At 60.2% G+C, this 20,335-nt stretch carries 21 protein-coding genes; 9 read left to right on the top strand and 12 right to left on the bottom strand.

Features of this window, described 5'->3' with window-relative positions; all coding sequences use genetic code 11:
* The first annotated feature begins 39 nt into the window (after positions 1–39).
* Positions 40–783: an SDR family NAD(P)-dependent oxidoreductase gene (locus B7L09_RS30620; RefSeq protein ID WP_094471936.1), complete on the top strand. Its 744-nt coding sequence runs from the start codon at positions 40–42 to the stop codon at positions 781–783.
* A gap of 33 nt (positions 784–816) precedes the next feature.
* On the opposite strand, the gene B7L09_RS30615 is transcribed toward B7L09_RS30620, so the two are convergent.
* The gene (locus B7L09_RS30615) at positions 817–1,698 is read right to left on the bottom strand and encodes a LysR family transcriptional regulator (protein ID WP_094471935.1); all 882 of its coding nucleotides are present in this window, start codon (positions 1,696–1,698) and stop codon (positions 817–819) included.
* 116 nt (positions 1,699–1,814) lie between these two features.
* Between B7L09_RS30615 and B7L09_RS30610 the strand changes: the two genes are divergently transcribed.
* Together B7L09_RS30610 and B7L09_RS30605 are read left to right on the top strand one after the other, a co-directional pair.
* The gene (locus B7L09_RS30610; RefSeq protein ID WP_094471934.1) at positions 1,815–2,846 is read left to right on the top strand and encodes a D-cysteine desulfhydrase family protein; all 1,032 of its coding nucleotides are present in this window, start codon (positions 1,815–1,817) and stop codon (positions 2,844–2,846) included.
* A 152-nt stretch (positions 2,847–2,998) separates the two neighbouring features.
* Complete coding sequence (locus B7L09_RS30605; protein WP_306823111.1) at positions 2,999–3,346, top strand: pyocin S6 family toxin immunity protein; 348 nt, start codon at positions 2,999–3,001, stop codon at positions 3,344–3,346.
* Between the two features lie 72 nt (positions 3,347–3,418).
* Here B7L09_RS30605 and B7L09_RS30600 read toward each other — a convergent pair whose 3' ends face one another.
* Complete coding sequence (locus B7L09_RS30600) at positions 3,419–3,757, bottom strand: FKBP-type peptidyl-prolyl cis-trans isomerase (protein ID WP_094471933.1); 339 nt, start codon at positions 3,755–3,757, stop codon at positions 3,419–3,421.
* A 163-nt stretch (positions 3,758–3,920) separates the two neighbouring features.
* Between B7L09_RS30600 and B7L09_RS30595 the strand changes: the two genes are divergently transcribed.
* A complete protein-coding gene (locus B7L09_RS30595; protein WP_094471932.1) occupies positions 3,921–4,994 on the top strand; it encodes a sensor domain-containing diguanylate cyclase in 1,074 nt (357 codons plus the stop codon).
* A 10-nt stretch (positions 4,995–5,004) separates the two neighbouring features.
* Here B7L09_RS30595 and B7L09_RS30590 read toward each other — a convergent pair whose 3' ends face one another.
* Positions 5,005–5,313, bottom strand: coding sequence for an RcnB family protein (locus B7L09_RS30590; RefSeq protein ID WP_094471931.1), 309 nt, complete (start codon positions 5,311–5,313; stop codon positions 5,005–5,007).
* Positions 5,314–5,518: 205 nt separating this feature from the next.
* Here B7L09_RS30590 and B7L09_RS30585 point away from each other — a divergent pair, with 205 nt between their 5' ends.
* Together B7L09_RS30585 and B7L09_RS30580 are read left to right on the top strand one after the other, a co-directional pair.
* Entirely contained in the window at positions 5,519–6,811 is a 1,293-nt protein-coding gene (locus B7L09_RS30585) for an MFS transporter (RefSeq protein WP_094471930.1), read from the top strand.
* Between the two features lie 23 nt (positions 6,812–6,834).
* Positions 6,835–7,611 (top strand): substrate-binding domain-containing protein, encoded by a 777-nt coding sequence (locus tag B7L09_RS30580; RefSeq protein WP_094471929.1) that lies wholly within the window; start codon positions 6,835–6,837, stop codon positions 7,609–7,611.
* On the opposite strand, the gene B7L09_RS30575 is transcribed toward B7L09_RS30580, so the two are convergent.
* Positions 7,601–8,515, bottom strand: coding sequence for a LysR family transcriptional regulator (locus B7L09_RS30575; RefSeq protein WP_094471928.1), 915 nt, complete (start codon positions 8,513–8,515; stop codon positions 7,601–7,603). The two genes, B7L09_RS30580 and B7L09_RS30575, sit on opposite strands and share 11 nt — an antisense overlap.
* A 157-nt stretch (positions 8,516–8,672) precedes the next feature.
* On the opposite strand from B7L09_RS30575, the gene B7L09_RS30570 reads away from it, so the two are divergent.
* The gene (locus B7L09_RS30570) at positions 8,673–10,484 is read left to right on the top strand and encodes a monovalent cation:proton antiporter-2 (CPA2) family protein (RefSeq protein WP_094471927.1); all 1,812 of its coding nucleotides are present in this window, start codon (positions 8,673–8,675) and stop codon (positions 10,482–10,484) included.
* Between the two features lie 121 nt (positions 10,485–10,605).
* Here B7L09_RS30570 and hcnC read toward each other — a convergent pair whose 3' ends face one another.
* From hcnC to B7L09_RS30545, 5 genes are all read right to left on the bottom strand, one after another.
* Entirely contained in the window at positions 10,606–11,856 is a 1,251-nt protein-coding gene (gene hcnC, locus B7L09_RS30565; RefSeq protein WP_094471926.1) for a cyanide-forming glycine dehydrogenase subunit HcnC, read from the bottom strand.
* A complete protein-coding gene (hcnB, locus tag B7L09_RS30560) occupies positions 11,849–13,258 on the bottom strand; it encodes a cyanide-forming glycine dehydrogenase subunit HcnB (RefSeq protein WP_094471925.1) in 1,410 nt (469 codons plus the stop codon). Before hcnB ends, hcnC begins: the two co-directional genes overlap by 8 nt.
* Positions 13,255–13,569, bottom strand: coding sequence for a cyanide-forming glycine dehydrogenase subunit HcnA (gene hcnA, locus B7L09_RS30555; RefSeq protein WP_094471924.1), 315 nt, complete (start codon positions 13,567–13,569; stop codon positions 13,255–13,257). Before hcnA ends, hcnB begins: the two co-directional genes overlap by 4 nt.
* 236 nt (positions 13,570–13,805) lie before the next feature.
* Positions 13,806–14,345 carry a hypothetical protein gene (locus B7L09_RS30550; protein WP_094471923.1) on the bottom strand — a complete coding sequence of 180 codons (540 nt, stop codon included), beginning with the start codon at positions 14,343–14,345 and terminating at the stop codon, positions 13,806–13,808.
* A gap of 304 nt (positions 14,346–14,649) precedes the next feature.
* Positions 14,650–15,591, bottom strand: a complete 942-nt coding sequence (locus B7L09_RS30545) for a hypothetical protein (protein WP_094471922.1) — start codon at positions 15,589–15,591, stop codon at positions 14,650–14,652.
* A gap of 277 nt (positions 15,592–15,868) precedes the next feature.
* On the opposite strand from B7L09_RS30545, the gene B7L09_RS30540 reads away from it, so the two are divergent.
* The gene (locus tag B7L09_RS30540; protein WP_094471921.1) at positions 15,869–16,552 is read left to right on the top strand and encodes a response regulator transcription factor; all 684 of its coding nucleotides are present in this window, start codon (positions 15,869–15,871) and stop codon (positions 16,550–16,552) included.
* Complete coding sequence (locus tag B7L09_RS30535; RefSeq protein ID WP_094471920.1) at positions 16,530–17,924, top strand: sensor histidine kinase; 1,395 nt, start codon at positions 16,530–16,532, stop codon at positions 17,922–17,924. Before B7L09_RS30540 ends, B7L09_RS30535 begins: the two co-directional genes overlap by 23 nt.
* Positions 17,925–18,057: 133 nt before the next feature.
* Here B7L09_RS30535 and B7L09_RS30530 read toward each other — a convergent pair whose 3' ends face one another.
* From B7L09_RS30530 to B7L09_RS30520, 3 genes are all read right to left on the bottom strand, one after another.
* Positions 18,058–18,468: an SRPBCC family protein gene (locus B7L09_RS30530; RefSeq protein WP_094471919.1), complete on the bottom strand. Its 411-nt coding sequence runs from the start codon at positions 18,466–18,468 to the stop codon at positions 18,058–18,060.
* Positions 18,469–18,495: 27 nt separating this feature from the next.
* Entirely contained in the window at positions 18,496–19,293 is a 798-nt protein-coding gene (locus tag B7L09_RS30525; RefSeq protein WP_094471918.1) for an SDR family NAD(P)-dependent oxidoreductase, read from the bottom strand.
* 11 nt (positions 19,294–19,304) lie between these two features.
* Positions 19,305–20,312 carry an aldo/keto reductase gene (locus B7L09_RS30520; RefSeq protein WP_094471917.1) on the bottom strand — a complete coding sequence of 336 codons (1,008 nt, stop codon included), beginning with the start codon at positions 20,310–20,312 and terminating at the stop codon, positions 19,305–19,307.
* Between the last annotated feature and the right edge of the window lie 23 nt (positions 20,313–20,335).

Raw genomic sequence — 20,335 nt, 5'->3', positions numbered from 1 at the left:
CCTCAAACACGGCTGACTCATCAAAAAAAGGATTGCTGCATGCTCAATGAATTTCACAATCGCCTGGCCGTTGTTACCGGCGCGAGTTCCGGCATTGGCCTGGCCGTCACCGAACGGTTATTGGAACAAGGGGCTCGCGTGTTGGCGATGTCGCGCCAGCTCGGTGGCCTGGCCGAATGCGCGGAACGCTTTGGTGAACAACTGATCTGGCTGGCCGGGGATGTCACCCGACCGGAAGACCTGGCCCGACTGGCCAATCGTGCGCAGTCCCTCGGCCCCGTGGACTTCGTGGTGCCCAATGCAGGCATCGCCCAACTGGCCGATGGGCTGGATGTATCGGCCTTCGACCGACAGTGGGCGGTCAACGGCGCAGGTGCGCTGAACACCTTGGCCTGCCTGCGCGGCCACCTTGAGGTGAGCGCTTCGGTGGTGTTCATCGGTACGTTCCTGGCCAACGTGACCTTTCCCGGTCTGGCAGCCTACATCGCCTCGAAAGCAGCACTGATGGCCCATGCCCGGACCCTGGCCGTAGAGTTGGCGCCTCACGGCATCCGTATCAACACCGTATCGCCGGGCCCCACCGCCACCCCGATTTGGTCAACCCTTGGCTTGAAACCTGAGGACCTGGGCGACGTCGCCAACACGGTGAACCAGCGGCTGCTCGACGGAAGGTTCCTGGAACCGGGTGCAGTGGCAGACGTCATCCTGTTCCAACTGAGCCGCGGTGCACGGAACGTTTACGGCCAGGATTGGGTGGTCGACAGCGGTTACACCGTGCGCTAGCACTGCAGGTATCTGTGCTTCAGAACGCCACGCTCATGCCAGTCGATCCGCGACAAAGTCGACAAAGGCTTGCAGCTTGGGCAGCGACTTCCTGGAGCGCGGATACACCATCTGCACCGGCTTGGGCGGCGGAACATAGGCGTCCATGATCCGGACCAAATCACCACTGGCCAACGCCGCCGAGACCAAAAAGTCAGGCTGCATCAAAATCCCCTCACCGGCCACGGCCGCCTGCAACAACACCTGACCGTCATTGCTCTTCAACACGGCGCTTTCAGGCCAGGGCACTTCACTGGTGCCGTTTCTCAGCGGCCATGCAAACCGGTTGTTCCAGGACGTGTGGGTGAGAATTCGGTGCCGATGCAGGTCCTCGGGGCACTGTGGTTCCTGCCATTTTTCCAGATACCGGGGCGAGGCGCAGATCACCATTCGATACGGCGGCAATGGCGTGGCCAGCAGGTTGACGCCAATCAGCTCGGAAATCCTGAACGCCAGATCGAATGACGTCTCGTACAGGTCGATCACTTCATTGCTCAAAATCAGCTCGACCTGAATCTGCGGATAACGCTGCATGAATTCGGCCACCAGCGGCCCGACCAGGGAAACGCCGAGACTCATCGGCGCGGTGATGCGCAGCAGGCCGCTGGGCTCCGGGTTGGACGCTTCCACCCGACTGAACGCGTACTTCACCTGTTCCAGGGCCAGTTTGGCTTCCTGGTAAAACAAGCGCCCCTCGGCCGTGATGGATTGCCGGCGCGTGGTGCGTTTAATCAGCGGGGTATTAAGGGTTTTCTCCAGGCCCTGGATATGCCGCCCGACCATGACCGCCGACATGCCGACTTCACTGGCCGCATCAGCGAAGCTGCCCGCCTCGACGACGGCGACGAAGACTTCCATTTGCCTGAGTTTGCTCATGTCCCTGCCTTGCATTCAATACATCAGGTTAAAGGAGTAATAACCGGCGATGCGTTTATCACCCGGGACTTTGTCCCTAGAGTCACTGTAATAAAGTGCATAACGAGGTGCCATTGATGCAAACCCTACTGGACACGTCACTCCGTTCTTTCGCGCGGGCAGATCTGTTGCAAGGTCCGACGCCGATTCAGCGCGCCGAACGCCTGGAACAGCTGCTGGATTTGAAGGCACAAGGCATCGGCCTGTTTCTCAAGCGCGATGATCACATGTTGATCGGCGGTGGCGGCAACAAACTGCGCAAACTCGAATTCCACCTCGGCGCGGCGCTCGCGGCCGGGGTCGACACGGTCATCACCATCGGAGGTCTCCAGTCCAACCATGCACGCCTGACGGCCGCCGTGTGTGCCCGCCTGGGCATTGCCTGCGAATTGATCCTGACCCGGTCGGTGCCAAAATCCGAAATGGACTACGAGCTGAACGGCAACGTGCTGCTCGATCAGTTGTTTGGCGCTGACATACGGGTGCTTGCGGCTGGCAGCGACTCCTTCGCCGAAGCCGAGAAACGCGCCGTGCAACTTCGGGAAACCGGGCGCACCGTTCTGGTAATACCGACCGGGGGCTCAACGCCGCTGGGCAGTCTCGGTTACGCAAGTTGCGCAGCAGAGATCGCGCAGCAGGAAACCCAACTGGGTCTCACCTTCAACCAGGTGGTCGTGCCCAATGGCAGCGCTGGCACCCACGCCGGGCTCGCGGCAGGGTTCCAGTTGCTGGGTCGGGGGGCTTCGATCGTCAAGTCGTATTCAGTCTTGTCTGACCGGGACACGTCAGCGGACAGGACCGTGAAGTTGACTCAGGACGCACTGACCTTGTTGGGAAGCCGCGTCGTGGTTCAGGCATCAGAGATTGTCATTGATGGCAGTCAGCTGGGCGACGGTTACGGCCTGCCGACGCCCGCCATGCTCGACGCGGTGCGCCTGATGGCTCGCGCTGAAGGCTTGTTGATTGACCCGGTGTATTCCGGAAAAGCGTTTGCCGGGTTGCTGGGTGATCTGAGGCAAGGACGTTTCCAGCGCGGTGACAATGTGCTGTTTGTGATGACCGGGGGAACGCCGGGGTTGTATGCCTATCGGGAGACGTTTCAGGTCTGAACGTCTGTCATTGCGGGGTGTTTAGCCGCTTGATCACTACATCATTTGTAACTGTCGCAAGANNNCTCAACATTCAGAAAATGCCTACATCCATTTAACGCCCATTGAGATAGCGTCCGCCTCGCTTTCAAAAAGTTGAAACAAGGACGCTCATGGCTAGCAAAACAAACATACCTCCGATTCAAACCCTATCGTCAGGCGACGGGCACCCCGCCCGCGACACTCAGCAGGACTTTCCGGGAACAAATCAGGAGACCCACTATGTTTTTTGGATCAGTGGATTTTCAAAAGGTGATCACGAGGGTGACGTCTTAAAGTACGAATTGACCGTTCTATCTGAGTTTGAAAACGCAATGATGCGTGTACTCGGCTGGAAGAACCTTGAAGAAAGCGTGTACGGGGACTGCTTGCTGACCGCCGAGCAAATCCAGCAAATCGCCATGGCTATCGATGTGCAGCTACCGACTGACCTGGACCTCTTCATCGGTGTGCGGGAGTAGTGAGGAAATCTGCCTGATTGCGGCGAGGGGGTTGCCCCCTCGCTACTTACAACGCTGACTTCAACTTACGAATCAATCATCCCGCGTCAGCACTTCCAGCAATTCAATCTCAAAAATCAAATTCGAATTCGGCGTGATCGCGCCCATCGTCCGCTCGCCGTAGGCCAAATGCGCCGGCACCCGCAATTTGCGCTTGCCGCCCACCTGCATCCCCATAATCCCCTGATCCCAACCCTTGATCACCCTCCCCGTGCCAATCACACACTGAAAAGGTTTGCCACGGCTGTAGGACGAATCGAATTCGGTGCCGTCTTCCAGCCAGCCGCGGTATTGGGTGGTGATCAGCGCGCCTTTGACGGCGGCTTTGCCCTCGCCCACTTCAAGATCGATTATCTGCAATTCATCATTCATCACGTTCACTCTATTGTTCACGCACCCAACAGGGTGTAATGGGCGCCGTTTTCCCAGAATTGTGCGCCCTTGGCAACCCATACGAGCGGTTCCCGGCATTACCTCAACTAAGATAAGCGACACCACGGCACACGGATCACTAAGACACGATGGCAATTTTTGAATGAATGACGTCTGGACCAGCGCAGCCATCGGCTCAGTGATGCTTGCCCTGATCATTGCGCTGATCTGCCGCGAGCGCTCGCTGCAAAAGCAATTGGCCGAGCAACGCGCGCTGATCGCCAGCCTGTCCGAAGGCCTGCACATCCGCCAGGATGGCGACGCCGAGCGTTTCAAGCGCAGCCAATATTTCGCCCGCATCGGCACCTGGGACTGGGATGTCGACACCGACAAACTCTACTGGTCGGACGCGATCTACGGAATGTTCGGTTTCAAGATCGGCGAGGTGACGCCCTCCTACGCACTGTTCTGCGCCTGCGTACACCCGGACGACCGGGCCAACGTCCGGGCCGGGGAGTTGCGATGCCTGACAACCGGTGAAAACCATGACGAGGAATACCGCGTGGTCTGGCCCGACGGCAGCATTCGCTGGCTGCGGGAAACCGGCAACGTGGTCAAGAACGACCATGACGCCACCATCAAGATGATGGGTGTGGTGCGCGACATCACCGAGGAAAAAGCCTCAGCCAGTTACCTGCAACACCTGGCGCATTACGACCCGTTGACCGGCCTCCCCAATCGCCTGGTGCTTGAAGAGCGCCTGTGCGAAGCGCTCGAACAGGCACGCGTCAGCGCCACGCGGGTGGCGTTGGTGTTTGTCGATCTCAACGGGTTCAAGGCAATCAACGACCACTACGGTCATGCGGCCGGCGACCGGGTGCTGATCACCACCGCTACGCGATTGAAGAAAATCCTGCGCTCAACCGACACCGTCGCCCGGATCGGCGGCGATGAATTTGTGGTCATTCTGCAAGGGTTGCCCCAAGGCGTCAGCCTGCAAGACGAGGCTCGCACCATCTGCCAGAAAATCTTCGTCGAACTGTCACCGCCCATCACCATCGGCAACGACCAACGCCACATCGGCACCAGTCTCGGGGTCGCGGTGTTCCCGGACCATGCGCCGAGCATGGACCGGTTGATTCATATTGCGGATCTGGCGATGTATGAGGCGAAACGCAGCGGGAATAATCAGTACCGGTTGGGCACTGAAAGCCCGGTGCGCGCTCACAGCGAATAGCCCGTTCGACCTAACGCTCCACCGGCGTGATGTCCACAATCGTGCCGTTGGTGATCATCACCATCATGTACTTGTCATTTATCTGCACCCACTGCGCCTGTTCCTTCGGTGCTTTCAGGCCTTTGGCTTTCCAGTTGCGCAGTGCTTTTTCAGTGCGTTGATACATGTCCGGGGCGCGGTCGCCGACCACCAGTTCTCGGGTGTTATTGACGCCGGGCTGGACGGTTTTTGCGGGTGGGTCATCCGCCTGAACGATGGGGTTGATACCGGCAACGCCAGCGGCAATGGCCAGGGCGGCGATGAGGGTTTTGCTGTTCATGGGTGATCCTCCGTTGATGGCATACCCAACTCCGACTGCGCTCGCGGTGAATCATTCCTTCGGCGCACATTGATCCGTTCTACGCATTAATGCATGCCAACAATGCACTTATCATATCGATCGCCCTGTTCCACCATTCGCCTCAATAAGAACCGTGCACTGCGTCCAGGCAATGCACGTCATAAAAGCGGTGGAGTACAGGTCAATGACAGCATCAATCCCTTCCGGGCGTTCTCGCGCCGGTGCAATTTTCCGGGTCACGTCGGGCAATTTCCTCGAACAGTTCGACTTCTTCCTTTTCGGCTTTTACGCCACGCAGATCGCCGCGGTGTTCTTCCCGGCCAGCAGCGAATTCGCCTCGCTGATGATGACCTTCGCGGTGTTCGGCGCAGGGTTCCTCATGCGGCCGTTGGGTGCAGTAGTGTTGGGTGCCTATATCGACGACGTGGGTCGCCGCAAAGGGTTGATCGTGACGCTGTCGATCATGGCCAGCGGGACCTTGCTGATCGTGCTGGTGCCGGGTTATCAAACCATCGGTTTGTTCGCACCGGCCATCGTGCTGATCGGCCGATTGCTGCAGGGCTTCTCGGCGGGTGCAGAAATGGGCGGTGTCTCGGTGTACCTCTCGGAGATCGCCACGCCCGGCAACAAAGGCTTTTTCACCAGTTGGCAGTCGGCCAGCCAGCAAGTGGCAATTATTGTCGCAGCGGCCTTGGGTTATGGGCTGAATCAATGGATGGCGCCGGCGATGATTGCCGACTGGGGCTGGCGGATACCGTTTTTCGTTGGCTGCCTGATCGTGCCGTTCATTTTCTTCCTGCGGCGCAACCTGGAAGAAACCGAAGAATTCACCGCGCGCAAACACCGCCCGAGTATGGGCGAAGTTTTCCGCACACTGGCGCAGAACTGGGTGATCGTCTTCGCCGGAATGATGATGGTCGCGCTGACCACGACGGCCTTCTACCTGATCACCGTGTACGCACCGACGTTCGGTAAAACCGTGCTGCATCTGAGCACGTCCGATGCGCTGCTGGTGACCTTGCTGGTGGGTGTGTCGAACTTCTGCTGGCTGCCGCTGGGCGGGGCCTTGTCCGATCGTATCGGTCGGCGTCCGGTGTTGATCGCCATGGCGTTGTTGACCCTCGCCACCGCGTATCCGGCACTGACCTTCCTGGTCAACGCGCCGAGCTTCATGCACATGCTGCTGGTGTTGCTGTGGCTGTCGTTCATTTACGGCTTGTACAACGGCGCGATGATCGCCGCGCTGACGGAAATCATGCCGGTGGAAGTGCGCGTGGCGGGCTTCTCCCTGGCCTATAGCCTGGCGACGGCGATCTTCGGTGGGTTCACCCCGGCGATGTCGACCTTCCTGATTCAGTACACCGGCGACAAGGCCGCGCCCGGCTACTGGATGAGTTTCGCCGCGCTCTGCGCCTTGTGCGCGACGCTGTACCTCTACCGTCGCTCGACCGGTCGCCTGCAACCGGCGATGTCTTGAACCCGTCCTTTTCGAGAATGCCCATGAAGAAGCTATTTAACTTTGCAGCCCTGGCCTTGGCAGCCAGCCTTGGCCTGAGTACGGTCGCCCAGGCTGAAGAGATTCGCGTGATGACCTCCGGTGGCTTTACCGCTGCCTACAAAATCCTCGGTCCGAAGTTCGCCGCATCCACCGGCAACACGCTCGACACCGCGCTGGGGCCGTCGATGGGGAAGGCGCCGGAAGCGATCCCCAATCGCCTCGCCCGTGGCGAACATGCCGACGTGGTGATCATGGTCGGTTATGCCCTGGATGACTTGATCAAACAAGGCAAGGTCGACCCTGCTTCACGGGTGGAACTGGCGGATTCGCGGATCGGTCTGGTGGTGCGTACAGGCGCGCCAAAGCCAGACATCAGCTCTGTCGACGGCCTGAAAAAGACCTTGCTGGAGGCCCGGTCAGTGGCGTACTCCGACAGCGCCAGCGGCGTCTACATCGAGAATCAACTGTTCAAGCGTCTGGGCATAGAAGATCAACTGAAGCCCAAATCGACGATGATTCCGAAGATCCCGGTCGGCTCGGTGGTTGCCACAGGTGATTATCAGTTGGGATTCCAGCAAGTCAGCGAATTGCTGCCAGTGCCGGGGGTCAGTTTTGTGGCGAAGATTCCGGAATCGGTGCAGTCAGTGACACGTTTTGCGGCCGGCATACCGGTCGGCGCGCAACACCCGGCCGAAGCCAAGGCACTGCTTGACTATATGGCCTCCTCGGCCGCTCAGTCGGACGTGAAAGCAACCGGTCTGGATTCGGTCAGCCGCTGAGAACGGGTGGCTGCACTTTCATTTCCACCACCAGCCGTTCCAGTTCCAACGCCGCCGGGGTCAGGGTTCGCCCCCGGCGTTTGATCAGACCGACACTGCGCATCACCTGCGGGTCGGTCAGCGGCACACGCGTCAGGATCGGATGATCGGCTGCCGGCATCGCCATCAATGGCACCGCAGCCACACCCAACCCTGCCTCCACCAGTCCAATCATCGTCGTGACATGACGGGTTTCGCAGATACTCGGTCGCTGCGGCACGATGCCGGCCAGTGCCTGGTCCAGCAAAAAACGATTACCGGACGTCTTGTCCAGCGAGATGTAATCCTGCTGATAAAACTCATCCCAGCTCACGCTGCTGCGCCCGGCCAACGGATGATCGCGCCGACAGGCCACCACATAACCTTCCTGCACCAGCGGCTCGAACTCGACCTCGGCCTCCAGCGTGCCCATGAAACTCAGACCAAAATCCGCCTCACCATTGACCACTGCGCTGAGCACGTCATGGGCGCTGGAGTCCAGTACCTTGACTTTGATCCGAGGGAACTGCCGGTGGTAATGGGCAATTACGCGCGGCATGAAGTAATAAGCCGCCGAGGGTACACAGGCGACCGTAACATGGCCGAGCCGGGTTGAAGCCACTTCACTGATGCCCAGCAACGCGACGTCAAGGTCATCGAGCAATCGCTCGACACTCGGCATAAAACCACGCCCGGCCTGGGTCAGGCTGACCTTGCGGGTGGTGCGCTCGAACAAGCGCACACCGAGGGCATCTTCGAGTTTTTCAATTCGCCGGCTCAGTGCTGGCTGGGAAATGCGCACGGTATCGGCCGCCTTGCGGAAGCTGCCCTGCTCGACCACGGCCCGGAAGGCTTGCAGATCGTTGAGGTCGAAATTGATCGCCATGGTGTGCACTCGAGGGACGGACAGATTAATCAGCTTATCCTATGAATGTAACCAATTGATGCAAGCTGTAACAGCATGACTCCAGCTCTTTGCTGACGCCTGTGGCTCCAACCTTTATCCTGTCGCCCCCGCCGTACCGAGTAGATGGAGTTTTGTCATGCCCCATGAAGGCAACCTTTTACAAGCCGCCGTTGTGTTTCTGTTCGCCGCGGTGCTCACCGTGCCCTTGGCCAAACGCCTGCAATTGGGAGCGGTGCTGGGTTATCTGTTTGCCGGCGTCATTATCGGGCCGTCGGTACTGGGTTTGATCGGCAACCCACAAAGCGTCAGCCACATCTCCGAGCTCGGCGTGGTGTTGCTGCTGTTCATCATCGGCCTGGAATTGTCGCCGCGTCGCTTGTGGGTGATGCGTAAATCGGTATTTGGCGTGGGCCTGGCACAGGTGCTGTTGACCGGCTCGGTGATTAGCGTGCTGGCGCTGTTTGTCTTCGGCCAGTCGTTGAACAGTGCCATCGTCCTCGGCCTTGGGCTGGCGCTGTCGTCCACCGCGTTTGGCCTGCAAAGCCTGGCCGAGCGCAAGGAACTGACCAGNCCGCATGGGCGGCTGGCCTTTGCGATTCTGCTGTTCCAGGACATCGCCGCAATCCCGCTGATCGCCATGGTGCCGTTGCTGGCGGGCGGCGATCACACCACCACGGCGGCCGAGGATTTGAATCACGGCTTGCGGGTGTTGGGCAGCATCGCGGTGGTGGTGATCGGCGGGCGGTATCTGCTGCGCCCGGTGTTTCGCGTGGTGGCCAAGACCGGTTTGCGCGAAGTGTCTACCGCCACTGCGCTGCTGGTGGTGATCGGCACCGCCTGGCTGATGGAACTGGTGGGCGTATCCATGGCCCTCGGTGCATTCCTCGCCGGGCTGCTGCTGGCGGACTCGGAGTACCGTCACGAACTCGAATCCCAGATCGAGCCGTTCAAGGGCCTGTTGCTCGGCCTGTTTTTTATCAGCGTGGGCATGGGCGCCAACCTGAGCCTACTGCTCAGCGCGCCGATCACGGTGTTGGGCCTGACCTTGTTGCTGATCGCAATCAAACTGCCGCTGCTGTTTGTGGTGGGTCGATTGGCCGGTGGGTTGGGCAAAGTCAGCGCGATTCGCCTGGGCATCGTGCTGGCGGCCGGCGGTGAGTTCGCGTTTGTGGTGTTCAAGATTGGTCGCGACCAAGGGTTGTTCGAGGCGCGCCTGTACGATTTGCTGGTGCTGACGATCACCCTGTCCATGGCTGTCACGCCGCTGCTGTTGCTGCTGTGCGCACGCCTGTATTCGCCGAAGGTGCAGCCCGTGGTGGTGCCGGAGAAATTCCGCGAAATCGACACCGACGCACCGCGTGTAGTGATCGCTGGCATGGGTCGGATGGGGCAGATCGTGGCGCGGATTCTGCGGGCACAGAACATCAAGTTCGTGGCGCTGGACACGTCCGTGGAAACCATCGAGCTGTCCCGCAGCTTCGGCGGCGTGCCGGTGTTCTACGGCGATCCGATGCGCCCGGAAATCCTCAGCGCGGCCAAGGTCGAGCAGGCGGAATTCTTCGTGATCGCCATGGACGACCCGGAGATCAACATCAAGACCGCCGAATTGGTGCGCACGCGCTACCCGCACATCAAGATCATCGCCCGGGCCCGTAACCGTCAGCATGTGCACCGGTTGGTGGACCTTGGCGCCGAGGCGATTCGGGAAACCTATTATTCGAGTCTGGAAATGAGTCGTCGCACCCTGGTCGGACTGGGGCTGACCCAGGCGCAGGCCGATGCACGGATCAAGCGCTTCAAGCATCACGATGAACAGGTGCTGGAGGCTCAGCATGCGGTTTATGACGATGCGGCGAAGGTGCTGCAGACCGCCCAGGAAGCCCGGGCGGAATTGGCGCGGTTGTTTGAGGCGGATCAGATGGAGGAGCGGGAAGCGGGTAAGGTTTGAGTCATTGGGTGATAGTGATGACGCCATCGCGAGCAAGCTCGCTCCCACAGGGGGGTTGTGATCGACACAAATCCAATGTGGGAGCGAGCTTGCTCGCGATGAACGATAACGCGGTGTGAGGTCAGGCCAACTTCTTCAGCTCAACGGTCTCCACCGCAAACCGATCCGCCAAAAACGGCGTGATATCCAGCGGCAGCGCCTCACCGTTCACCAGCTTATCCAGCAACACCCCGGTAATCGCCGACGTCAGAATCCCCGTGCGGAAATGCCCACAAGCATTGAGATAGCCCTCTACCCCGTTCATCGGCCCCAAGATCGGCAACTCATCCGGCGACCCCGGCCGCAGCCCCGCCCAGGTCCGTTTGAGGTTCACATCCGCGAGTTCGGGAATACACCGCACCGCGCCCTGCACCAGCCCGGCAATTTCCGGGTAGGTGGTGGTCACGTCGAAGCCTTTATCCTCCGTCGTGCTGCCAATCAGGATCTCGCCGTTGTCCTTCTGCGCCACATAACAATCGCTGGTGGTCAGGCACCCATTGAGGATCTTCGGCAGGCGCTCGGTCAGCAGAATCTGCCCCTTCACCGGTTTTACCGGAATCCGGATACCGGTGGCCTGCTCACTCAAATCCGCCGCCCAGGCACCCGCTGCGTTGATCAGGGTGTTGCAGTGAAACACCCCGGCCTCGGCCGTCTGCACGCCGCTGACGCGAGACCCATGGTGCAAGACTCCTGTGACGTTGGTGTTGAAATGCAGGTCCACGCCGTTCTGTCGCGCGCCTTCGGTGTAGGCATCGGCCAGTCGGAACGGACTGACTTGATGGTCGCAGAGAAATTCCAGCGCCCCGCTCGCCTCATGGCTGACACTCGGCTCGGCCTCGCGCAGCGCGGCCTGATCGAGCCAGCGCACCTGGTCCGCCAAATGTGGAATGCAGGCGACGATGTGCTCGGCGTAGAGGCGGTCTTCATCGTCGTAGATCACGAATTTCAGGCCAGTCTTCTCGAACTTGAAATCCATCCCGTGACGGTCTTTCAACTCCTGATGCAGCGCCGGGTACATCGCGTTGGACTGCAAGGCAAAATCGAAGAACGACTGCGGCAAAATGTGCGGCGTGCTGGCATCCACCACCACCGCCGAACCCTGGGCTTCACGCTTGCGATTGGCCGACATCATGCGAAAGAAAATCACCCCGCAGCCCAGTCCTACCGACTCGCCAATCGCCCACAAGCCGCCGGCTGACGCGCGGGTGGCGTTGCCCGGGCGCTTACAGTCAATCAAGGCGACCCTGAGGTTTTTGCGTTTCGACAATTGATAGGCGCAGGACGCCCCGATCACACCGCCACCGGCGATGACCACGTCATAACACTTACTCATGATTCGCGGCCTCCATGCCGACGGAGGTGAATGCAGAAAAGGGAATCGGATCGATTGGGAAGCGCGGACGCAACCAGCCCACATCCTGCCGACCCGTGACTTCGCGCAAGCGGTCGGTGCAATAACCAACGCACATCCGCCCCTGACAATCGCCCATGCTCACCCGAGTGCGCATTTTCAGGCTAGCGAGGTCTTGCACGCCCTGCTCCAGCGCCCGGTCGATGTCGGCGCGGGTGACGTGTTCGCAGCGGCAGATCACGGTGTCGGCGGCCGGCAGCGCGGTTTGCCCGGCACCGCGCTCGGTGTAGCGGTCGACCGCCGCACGAAAGCGCACGATGGCCTTGAGTTTCGACAAAAAACGATTGCGCCGTACCAGGGCCAGTTCCGCGTCCAGCACGTCCCGTTGCAGCAGGATCGATGTGGCCGCAATCCGTCCTGCAAGCATCGCCGCTTCGCCACCGCGAATGCCGCCCATGTCACCGGCCAGGTGCACGTGAGGCTCGCTGCTTTGCTGCCAGATATTGGCACTGGCCCGCAGGTAACCATCGTCACTGTACCTGTGGTTCAGGCCCATCTGCTGACTGAGTTGGGTGCGCGGGATAAAACCGTAGCCAACCGCCAGGGTTTGCGCAGCAATCTGCTCGGCACGGCTCAGGTCCGGCACCCAGGTGCTGGAATATGGCGCCACGGTCACGGCATTCAGCTCTCCTTCGCCCTGCGCCGCCACCACGCCCCAGCCGTAATGCATCGGGATGCCGTGCAGTTTGAGGAACGCGAGCATGCTCAAGCCATCGAGGAACAACTGCGGCTTGTTCAGCAACGACAGGCTTTCCCGAGCGATCTTGCCGAACGCGCACGCCTCGTAAACACCGGCGACGGTCACACCGGACGCGTGCAGCTGACAGGCCACCAACGGCAATAAAGGGCCGGTGCCGGCAATCACCACAGGACCTTGAGGCTTGACCACACCGCTCTTGATTTGTAATTGCAGGCCGCCCAGCAGGATCACGCCGGGCAAGGTCCAGCCAGGAAACGGCACGCTGCGCTCATGGCAACCGGCGGCGAGCAGCAATTGCGGGTAGTCGACTTCCTGCAACTGCTCCTCGCTGTCCAGCACCACCAACGCGCGCGTGCCTTCTGCGCCGATCACGCGGTGATTCAGGCGCACATCGATCAGCGCCGCGTGCGCCTGGAACTCGCCATGCAAGGTGGCCAGCGCCTCCGAGTACCGCGGCCCCAGATAGTCGAGTTGCACGCCATCGCGCAAAGGTCCGCGATAGACCACGCCGCCCAGCCGCGAAGCTTCTTCAAGCAACGTGCAACGCACGCCGTGCCGGGCCAGTTCAATGGCCGCCGCCATCCCTGCCGGCCCACCGCCGACAATCACCGGAAGCAGGCTCATACACCCTCCTGCTCAACGATGCGGTTGACTTGGGTTTCGATCCGCATGCCATCACGCACCACGGTCTGGCAGGCGCGACGTTTGTGCCGCCCATTGATTTTCACCAGGCAGCATTGGCACACGCCCATGCCGCAATAGGCGCCGCTGATTTGATCGTGATCGTTTCGGGCCACCTGGCGCAGGCCAAGGGATTGAATGACCGAGAGGACGGTTTCACCGAGGGCGGCGCTGACCGGTTGGCCATTGATGTGCACAGTCATATCCGCGCGCGGCAGCGGCTGGATATCAAACATTCTGTCTAGGCGAGGCATTGCGATGTTCTTCCATGAGAGTTCAGGTGAGGTTCCACAGCTCCTTGCTGCACTACACCTTGCGGGCCAACGACTCGGTAAAAAGCTCGCACCGGTACTTCGACAGCGCAACAGGGTGCGCGTCAAAGCAATGTAGTCGAAGCCGCAGCAGGGGCTTGGATCTTTTACGGTAGGAGATATCGCAGAAGAGAATATTGATCCAGGCCAGTGAAAGACTCCACACCCCAACCTGTCGATCAGTTGGAGAACACGTACTCACCCTTGACCTTTTTCGAGCCCACGAAGCCCAGGTCCGGAAACAGCAGGTTTTTGACCAAGGCGACGAAGAACGCCATGCCCAAGGTGATTGCGACGCCGACCACAGTCATCACCGGGTCTTCTTCGTAACCCTTGAACATCCGCGAGACCTGGCTGACCGTCAGAATCACGTAAATGGTGTAAGCCTGTGGCACGTACTTGTAGAAGCCCCAGGCGAACGCCAGCGGTACCAATGCCGCAAACAAGGTGAAGAACACGACCGCACCGGAGCCGATCATCGCGCCCAGGAAAAACCCGGAGACAGCACCCAGCAAGGCTTGAACGCAAGTCAGCGCGATCAGAATGTTGACCTTGAGTGAGTGCTTTTCGCGCAGTGCCGGATCCGGCCTGGCCCCAATCCAGTAAGCCAGTACCCGATCCTTGACCGCCCCACCGGAGAACGCCTTGAACGTCTCGGTTTTGGAACGCCCGGCGTCGAGCATCGCCACCAGTTGCCGTTTGATTTCCTTTTTGTCCAATGTGCTTCTCCCCTTCTTGAGTCAATGCAAACTAAATGTGGGAGCGAGCCTGCTCGCGAAAGCGGTGCATCAGGCGACATCATCATCGACTGAAAGTCCGCTATCGCGAGCAGGCTCGCTCCCAAGGTGGGGCATCTTCGCTTTATTGGCCGCCAGAAAGCAAAACGCCGCTTCCACCCGAGGCGGAAGCGGCAGAGGCATGAGCCTCAGTCGATCAATGCATGAACAGGGCGATCAGGATGATGATCGGGATGGGCACGCCAAGAAAGAACAGTAGTAATGAGCGCATGGTAATTCTCCTGGGTTAGCGAACAGGTGGCACGGAAGTGGTGGTCGCGTAGGTGTCGGTTTCCAGATACACCACGGCATCCCGACGACGGCCGCCGAAGGTCGCGGCAAGGCTGGCAAAAAACGCACCGATCANCAGNGCAATGAACATCCACAGCGAGGTCCAGGCAGCGACTTTGGCGGCAGTGTCAGCCGCTTGTTGCGCAGCGAGCTTGGCGTCGGCCACGGCTTTCTGGGTGCGGGCATAGACTTCATCGACACGGCGTTCGGCATCGGCCTGGGTCAGGTTGGTGCGCTGAGCGACCAATTGCGCCAGGTAAGTCCGGTCTTCGGCGGACAGCTGACCGTCATTGCTCAAGGAGCGGACGAAGATGCGAGTCACGGTGCTACGAGCGGCGTCATCGCTGACGGCAGCCGGACGATCATCGCGGAACAGGCTGTCTACAAAATAGCCGTACTGGTCACTGTCGGTATTACCCGCCGCGGTGCCCGCCGCTTGAGTCGCAACACTGGCAGCGCCACCTACCACACTCGCCCCGGCTTGCACGCCGCCGCTGACAATGCTGCTGACCGAACCGACGACCAGCGTCGCGGTTACCAGCGTGGCCACGCACCAGGCCAGGAAGCCATGGGCCGTGTCTCGGAAATAGACTTCATCGCCGTGCATGTTGGCCCACTTCACCCGCAGACGACCGGCGATGTAGCCACCGAGCCCGGACGCCACGATTTGCGTCACCGCCAGCCACACGATCGTTGAAATGCCCAAGCCCTTGGCACTCACGCCTTCGTTGGCCCACGGAGAAACGGCCGAGAATCCCAGACCAAATCCCAGTAGCACCAGAATCAGCGACAACGCCGCCGCCGCAGCGGCACCGGCGAAGATCGCGCCCCAGGACACACCCGAGAGCGTGCTTGATTCTTCGTAGGCAGGATAGAAACCATCAGAGGATCTATTCATTGTTTTATCGCTCCAGGCAGAAAGATGGTGTTACAACTCTTCGAAGGAGGAAGTGCAGTCACCGTGCCAGTCGAGGACTTTTAATAAATCGTTTTATTTCAATCAGTTATAAATTTTGAACTTCCAATCCCGTTGCATTTTGCAAGGATGGCTGGATAGCAGCGGGTTTTATGCATTGATCAAAAGCGAGCTCGCATGAAGTTTTATTTAGAAAGCCGGCGGTCATTTCTTGGCAAAATGCCGCTCTATGTTGAGCACCTCTAATCAGGCAGGCCCTATGACCCGCATCTTGACCATCGAAGACGACGCCGTGACCGCCCGGGAAATCGTCGCCGAACTCAGTAGCCACGGCCTCGACGTCGATTGGGTCAACAACGGCCGCGAAGGCCTGGTCCGCGCTGTGAGTGGCAANTACGATCTGATCACCCTCGACCGCATGTTGCCGGAGCTNGATGGCCTGGCCATNGTCACGACCCTGCGNACCATCGGGGTGTCGACGCCGATCCTGATGATCAGCGCCCTCTCCGANGTCGACGAGCGAGTGCGCGGCTTGCGCGCCGGCGGGGACGATTACCTGACCAAGCCGTTTGCCACCGATGAAATGGCCGCCCGGGTTGAAGTCCTGTTGCGTCGCCAGAACACGGTCACGGCCCAGGCGACCACGCTGCGGGTGGCCGATCTTGAGCTGAACCTGATCAGCCACGAAGCCAGCCGCGACGATCAGTTGCTGACGCTGCTGCCNACCGAATACAAACTGCTCGAGTTCCTGATGCGCAACACCGGGCAGATTTTGTCGCGGATGATGATTTTCGAGGAAGTCTGGGGGTATCACTTCGACCCCGGCACCAACCTCATCGATGTGCACATCGGCCGGCTGCGCAAGAAGATCGACCCGCCTGGCAAAGTCCCACTGATTCGGACGGTACGAGGTTCCGGTTATGTCATTGCTGAACCCCTCTAAGGGCTGGCGCTCCTCCAGCAGCCGCTTGCTGGCGCTTTACAGCTCGCTGTTCGTGATCTGGAGCGGGATTCTGATGGGGGTCATGTACTACGAGGTGTCCGCCTACCTGGACAATCTGGCCAAGCATTCGCTGATGCAGCGCCAGCACCTGTTTTCGCACTTTCAAGGCGAACAATTGGCCGACGCCCTCGCCGTCAGCATGACCTTCGACATTCGCGGCATCGACGCCTACGGCCTGTTCGATTCACAGCACCGTTACCTCAGCGGTGCGCTGCGGCACATACCCAAAGGCTTGCCACTGGATGGCAAGATCCACATGCTCGGCGACTGCGCCGAGTCTGACGACCCCAGCCTGCCCGCCGACAGTTGCGACGCGGTCGCGACCCAGACCAAGGACGGTCGCTGGCTGGTACTGGTGCGCGATAACGGTTCGTTGTTTGCCGTGACCCGCATCATTCTGCACGCGTTGCTCTGGGGCGTGACGCTGACCATTTTGCCCGGCATCGCCGGTTGGCACCTGTTGAGGCGGCGCCCGCTACGACGCATTCGCGGGATCCAGGCCAGCGCCGAAGCTATCGTCGCCGGCGACCTGACCCGNCGTTTGCCGCTGTCCAACCGCCGCGATGAGCTGGACATGCTCGCCGCCATCGTCAACGCCATGCTCGAACGCATTGAGAGGNTGATGAACGAGGTCAAGGGCGTGTGCGACAACATCGCCCATGACCTGCGCACACCGCTGACCCGCTTGCGAGCGCAGCTGTATCGAATCCAGCAGCAGGCGGATGACGGCTCGACGCTGGCCGTGCAGCTGGACTCGGTGCTCGGTGAAGCGGATACCTTGATGGCGCGGTTTCGTGGATTGCTGCGGATTTCCGAACTGGAGGACCGCCAGCGGCGTTCGGGTTTTGTGCAGCTGGATCCGGTGCCGTTGTTGCAGGAGCTGCATGACTTTTACCTGCCGCTGGCGGAGGAAGGCGAACTGGTGTTCAATCTGCAATTGCCTGCGTCGCTGCCAATGTTGAACGGCGATCGGGCGCTGCTATTCGAAGCCGTGGCGAACCTGCTGAGCAACTCGATCAAATTTACCCCGCCCGGGGGCGAGGTGATTTTGCGCGGGGTCAATGACGCGGGGCACACGCGAATCGAAGTGCTCGACTCAGGACCCGGCATCCCGGAAAGCGAACGCGAAGCGGTGTTCCAACGCTTTTACCGTGCCGAGGGCGGGAATCAGAAAAGCGGGTTCGGGCTGGGCCTGTCGATCGTCGCGGCGATTGTCAGCCTGCATGGGTTTGCGCTGGAGGTGGGCACCAGTGAACTGGGTGGTGCGCGGTTGGTGCTCGATTGCGGTCAGAAATTGATTCCCCAGACCTGACCCAAACATCCGAGTTGACACAAAACCTGTGGGAGCGGGCTTGCCCGCGATGGCGGCCTGACAGGCAAAACACTGTCGTCTGACACTCCGCTATCGCGGGCAAGCCCGCTCCCACAGGGTTTTGTGGTGCCTGTCAGGTTGGGTAGTTCGCCCGCAGGGCCTCGAGCCCACCCTGATAAATCCCGGTAAATAACGCCTCAACCTCCTGATCACTCACCCCAACCGGCAAGAACCGACCCGACCACGTCACCCGAGCCCCCTGCCCCTGGGCCTCGACCTTGAGCGTCGCCAGGTACTCAGTCGCCGGAAACGGTGCCTGCAAAATCGAGTAGCTGTAAGTCTTGCCGGCGTTATCAAACGTCTCCAACCGCTCAACCACCACCGCCCCATCCGCCGTTTGCAGGCTGCGCACCCGACCGCCTTCACTCAGTTCGCTTTTCGGGATAAACGGCAGCCAGTCCGGCAGCGTGTCGAAGCCGCCAATCAATTGCCACACCTCATCGACCGAAGCCGGAATATCGATAAATGCTGATGCTTTTGCCATGTAATCCTCTCTCTCAATCAAAAAAAATCAGATCGCCATGCTGTCGACGACACCGCCGTCGACCCGCAATGCCGCGCCCGTCGTGGCCGAGGACAGCGGCGAGGCGATGTAGGCCACCAGGTTCGCGACTTCCTCGACATTCGCCACACGCTGAATGATCGACGTCGGCCGGGCTTTGCGCACGAACGCGTCGGCTTCCTCCTGAACGCTGCGCCCCGATTTGGCAGTGGCGTCCTTGAGCATCTGCTCCAGGCCATCGGTCAGCGTCGGGCCGGGCAGGATCGCGTTGACCGTCACGCCNGTACCGGCCAGACGCTTGGCCAGGCCGTGGGACACGGCCAAATTGGCGCTTTTGGTCACGCCGTAGTTGATCATNTCCGCCGGGATGGCGATGCCGGATTCCGAGGACAGGAAAATCACCCGGCCCCAGCCCTGCTTGACCATGTCCGGTACGTAATGCCGGGACAGGCGCACGCCGGAGATCACGTTGACCTCGTAGAAACGCGTCCACTCACTGTCCGGCGTGTCGAAAAAATCCACCTCGTTGAAGATTCCGAGGTTGTTCACCAGGATGTCCGCCCGCGGTTCGGCGACGAACAGTTGCTCGGCACCTTCGGCGGTACCGAGGTCGGCGGTCAGGCCACGCAGTTGCGCGCCCGGCACACTCTGGCGAATGCTCGCCAGTGCCTGTTCGACCTTGGCCGTCTCNCGCCCGATCACCACCACGGTCGCACCGGACTCTGCCAGCGCCTGGCTGATGCCCAGGCCAATGCCTGCGGTGCTGCCGCTGACGATGGCTACTTTGCCGGTCAGATCGATTTTCATGCTCAAACTCCTCAGAGGGGCAATGGCGCGCGTTCGCTCACCAGTTTTGCGTCGCGCATCGCCTGCCAGAACGCAGGGGGAATCACGGCCGTCAGTGCGGCAACGTCTTCAGCAATCCGGTCCGGACGGCCGGAGCCCGGAATCACCGCAGCCACGGCCGGGTTAGCCAACGAGAACTGCAACGCAGCGGCCTTGATGTCGACACCGTGGGCCGCCGCGATGCGTTTGATCTGCTCGACTTTGTCGACGATCGCCGGGCTGGCTTTCTGGTATTCGAAGTGGGTACCGCCGGCCAGAATGCCNGAACTGTAAGGGCCGCCAACGACAATCTCGACGTTCTGCGCCAGGGCTGCGTCCATCAAACGTTGCAGCGCACGCTCATGGTCGAGCAANGTGTAGCGACCCGCCAGCAAAAAACCGTCGGGCTGGGCNTCGGTCAGATCAAGGGTCAGCTCGCAAGGTTCGACCTTGTTCACGCCCAAGCCCCAGGCCTTGATCACGCCTTCTTCGCGCAAGCGGGTCAATACCTTGAAGGCGCCGGTGCGCGCCTGGTTGAAGTAGTCCAGCCACTGGTCGCCGTAGAAGTCCTGGGCGATGTCGTGAATCCAGACGATGTCCAGGCGATCGGTTTGCAGGCGTTCAAGGCTGTCTTCGATGGAACGCAAGGTAGCGTCGGCGCTGTAGTCGTTGAGCATCTTGTTCGGTCGACCGTGTTCAAACACCCCGCTCTTTTCGCCCAGATCGCGGGCCGAGGCGTCTTCGACTTCATCGAGGATGACCCGGCCGACTTTGCTGCTCAGCACGTAGTCGTCGCGGTTGTATTGGGCCAGTGCAGTACCCAAGCGAATCTCCGACAGGCCCGAACCATAAAACGGCGCGGTGTCGAAGAAACGCACGCCAGCATTCCATGCGGCGNNNACAGTGGCCTGGGCTTCGTCTTCAGGAATGGCGCGGAACATATTGCCCAACGGGGCGGTGCCGAAGCCCAATGGGCCGGGCAGTTTGTCTTTCAAACTCATGGAAAATACCTCTCAAATGTCNG

It is taken from the genome of Pseudomonas mandelii, from assembly GCF_002251635.1.
In the GTDB taxonomy this organism is placed as follows: domain Bacteria; phylum Pseudomonadota; class Gammaproteobacteria; order Pseudomonadales; family Pseudomonadaceae; genus Aquipseudomonas; species Aquipseudomonas mandelii_B.
Note: the sequence above shows the minus strand (reverse complement) of the source record. Positions and strands in the feature narration are given on the sequence as shown.

What these genes read in the sequence shown, in the direction of transcription:
- B7L09_RS30575 (WP_094471928.1), bottom strand. Translation starts at nt 8,515, where the DNA reads ATGGCGATCAATTTCGACCTCAACGATCTGCAAGCCTTCCGGGCCGTG.
- B7L09_RS30600 (WP_094471933.1), bottom strand. Translation starts at nt 3,757, where the DNA reads ATGAATGATGAATTGCAGATAATCGATCTTGAAGTGGGCGAGGGCAAA.
- hcnC (WP_094471926.1), bottom strand. Translation starts at nt 11,856, where the DNA reads ATGAGTAAGTGTTATGACGTGGTCATCGCCGGTGGCGGTGTGATCGGG.
- B7L09_RS30595 (WP_094471932.1), top strand. Translation starts at nt 3,921, where the DNA reads ATGAATGACGTCTGGACCAGCGCAGCCATCGGCTCAGTGATGCTTGCC.
- B7L09_RS30620 (WP_094471936.1), top strand. Translation starts at nt 40, where the DNA reads ATGCTCAATGAATTTCACAATCGCCTGGCCGTTGTTACCGGCGCGAGT.
- B7L09_RS30530 (WP_094471919.1), bottom strand. Translation starts at nt 18,468, where the DNA reads ATGGCAAAAGCATCAGCATTTATCGATATTCCGGCTTCGGTCGATGAG.
- hcnA (WP_094471924.1), bottom strand. Translation starts at nt 13,569, where the DNA reads ATGCCTCGCCTAGACAGAATGTTTGATATCCAGCCGCTGCCGCGCGCG.
- B7L09_RS30580 (WP_094471929.1), top strand. Translation starts at nt 6,835, where the DNA reads ATGAAGAAGCTATTTAACTTTGCAGCCCTGGCCTTGGCAGCCAGCCTT.
- B7L09_RS30610 (WP_094471934.1), top strand. Translation starts at nt 1,815, where the DNA reads ATGCAAACCCTACTGGACACGTCACTCCGTTCTTTCGCGCGGGCAGAT.
- B7L09_RS30605 (WP_306823111.1), top strand. Translation starts at nt 2,999, where the DNA reads ATGGCTAGCAAAACAAACATACCTCCGATTCAAACCCTATCGTCAGGC.
- B7L09_RS30590 (WP_094471931.1), bottom strand. Translation starts at nt 5,313, where the DNA reads ATGAACAGCAAAACCCTCATCGCCGCCCTGGCCATTGCCGCTGGCGTT.
- B7L09_RS30615 (WP_094471935.1), bottom strand. Translation starts at nt 1,698, where the DNA reads ATGAGCAAACTCAGGCAAATGGAAGTCTTCGTCGCCGTCGTCGAGGCG.
- B7L09_RS30585 (WP_094471930.1), top strand. Translation starts at nt 5,519, where the DNA reads ATGACAGCATCAATCCCTTCCGGGCGTTCTCGCGCCGGTGCAATTTTC.
- hcnB (WP_094471925.1), bottom strand. Translation starts at nt 13,258, where the DNA reads ATGAGCCTGCTTCCGGTGATTGTCGGCGGTGGGCCGGCAGGGATGGCG.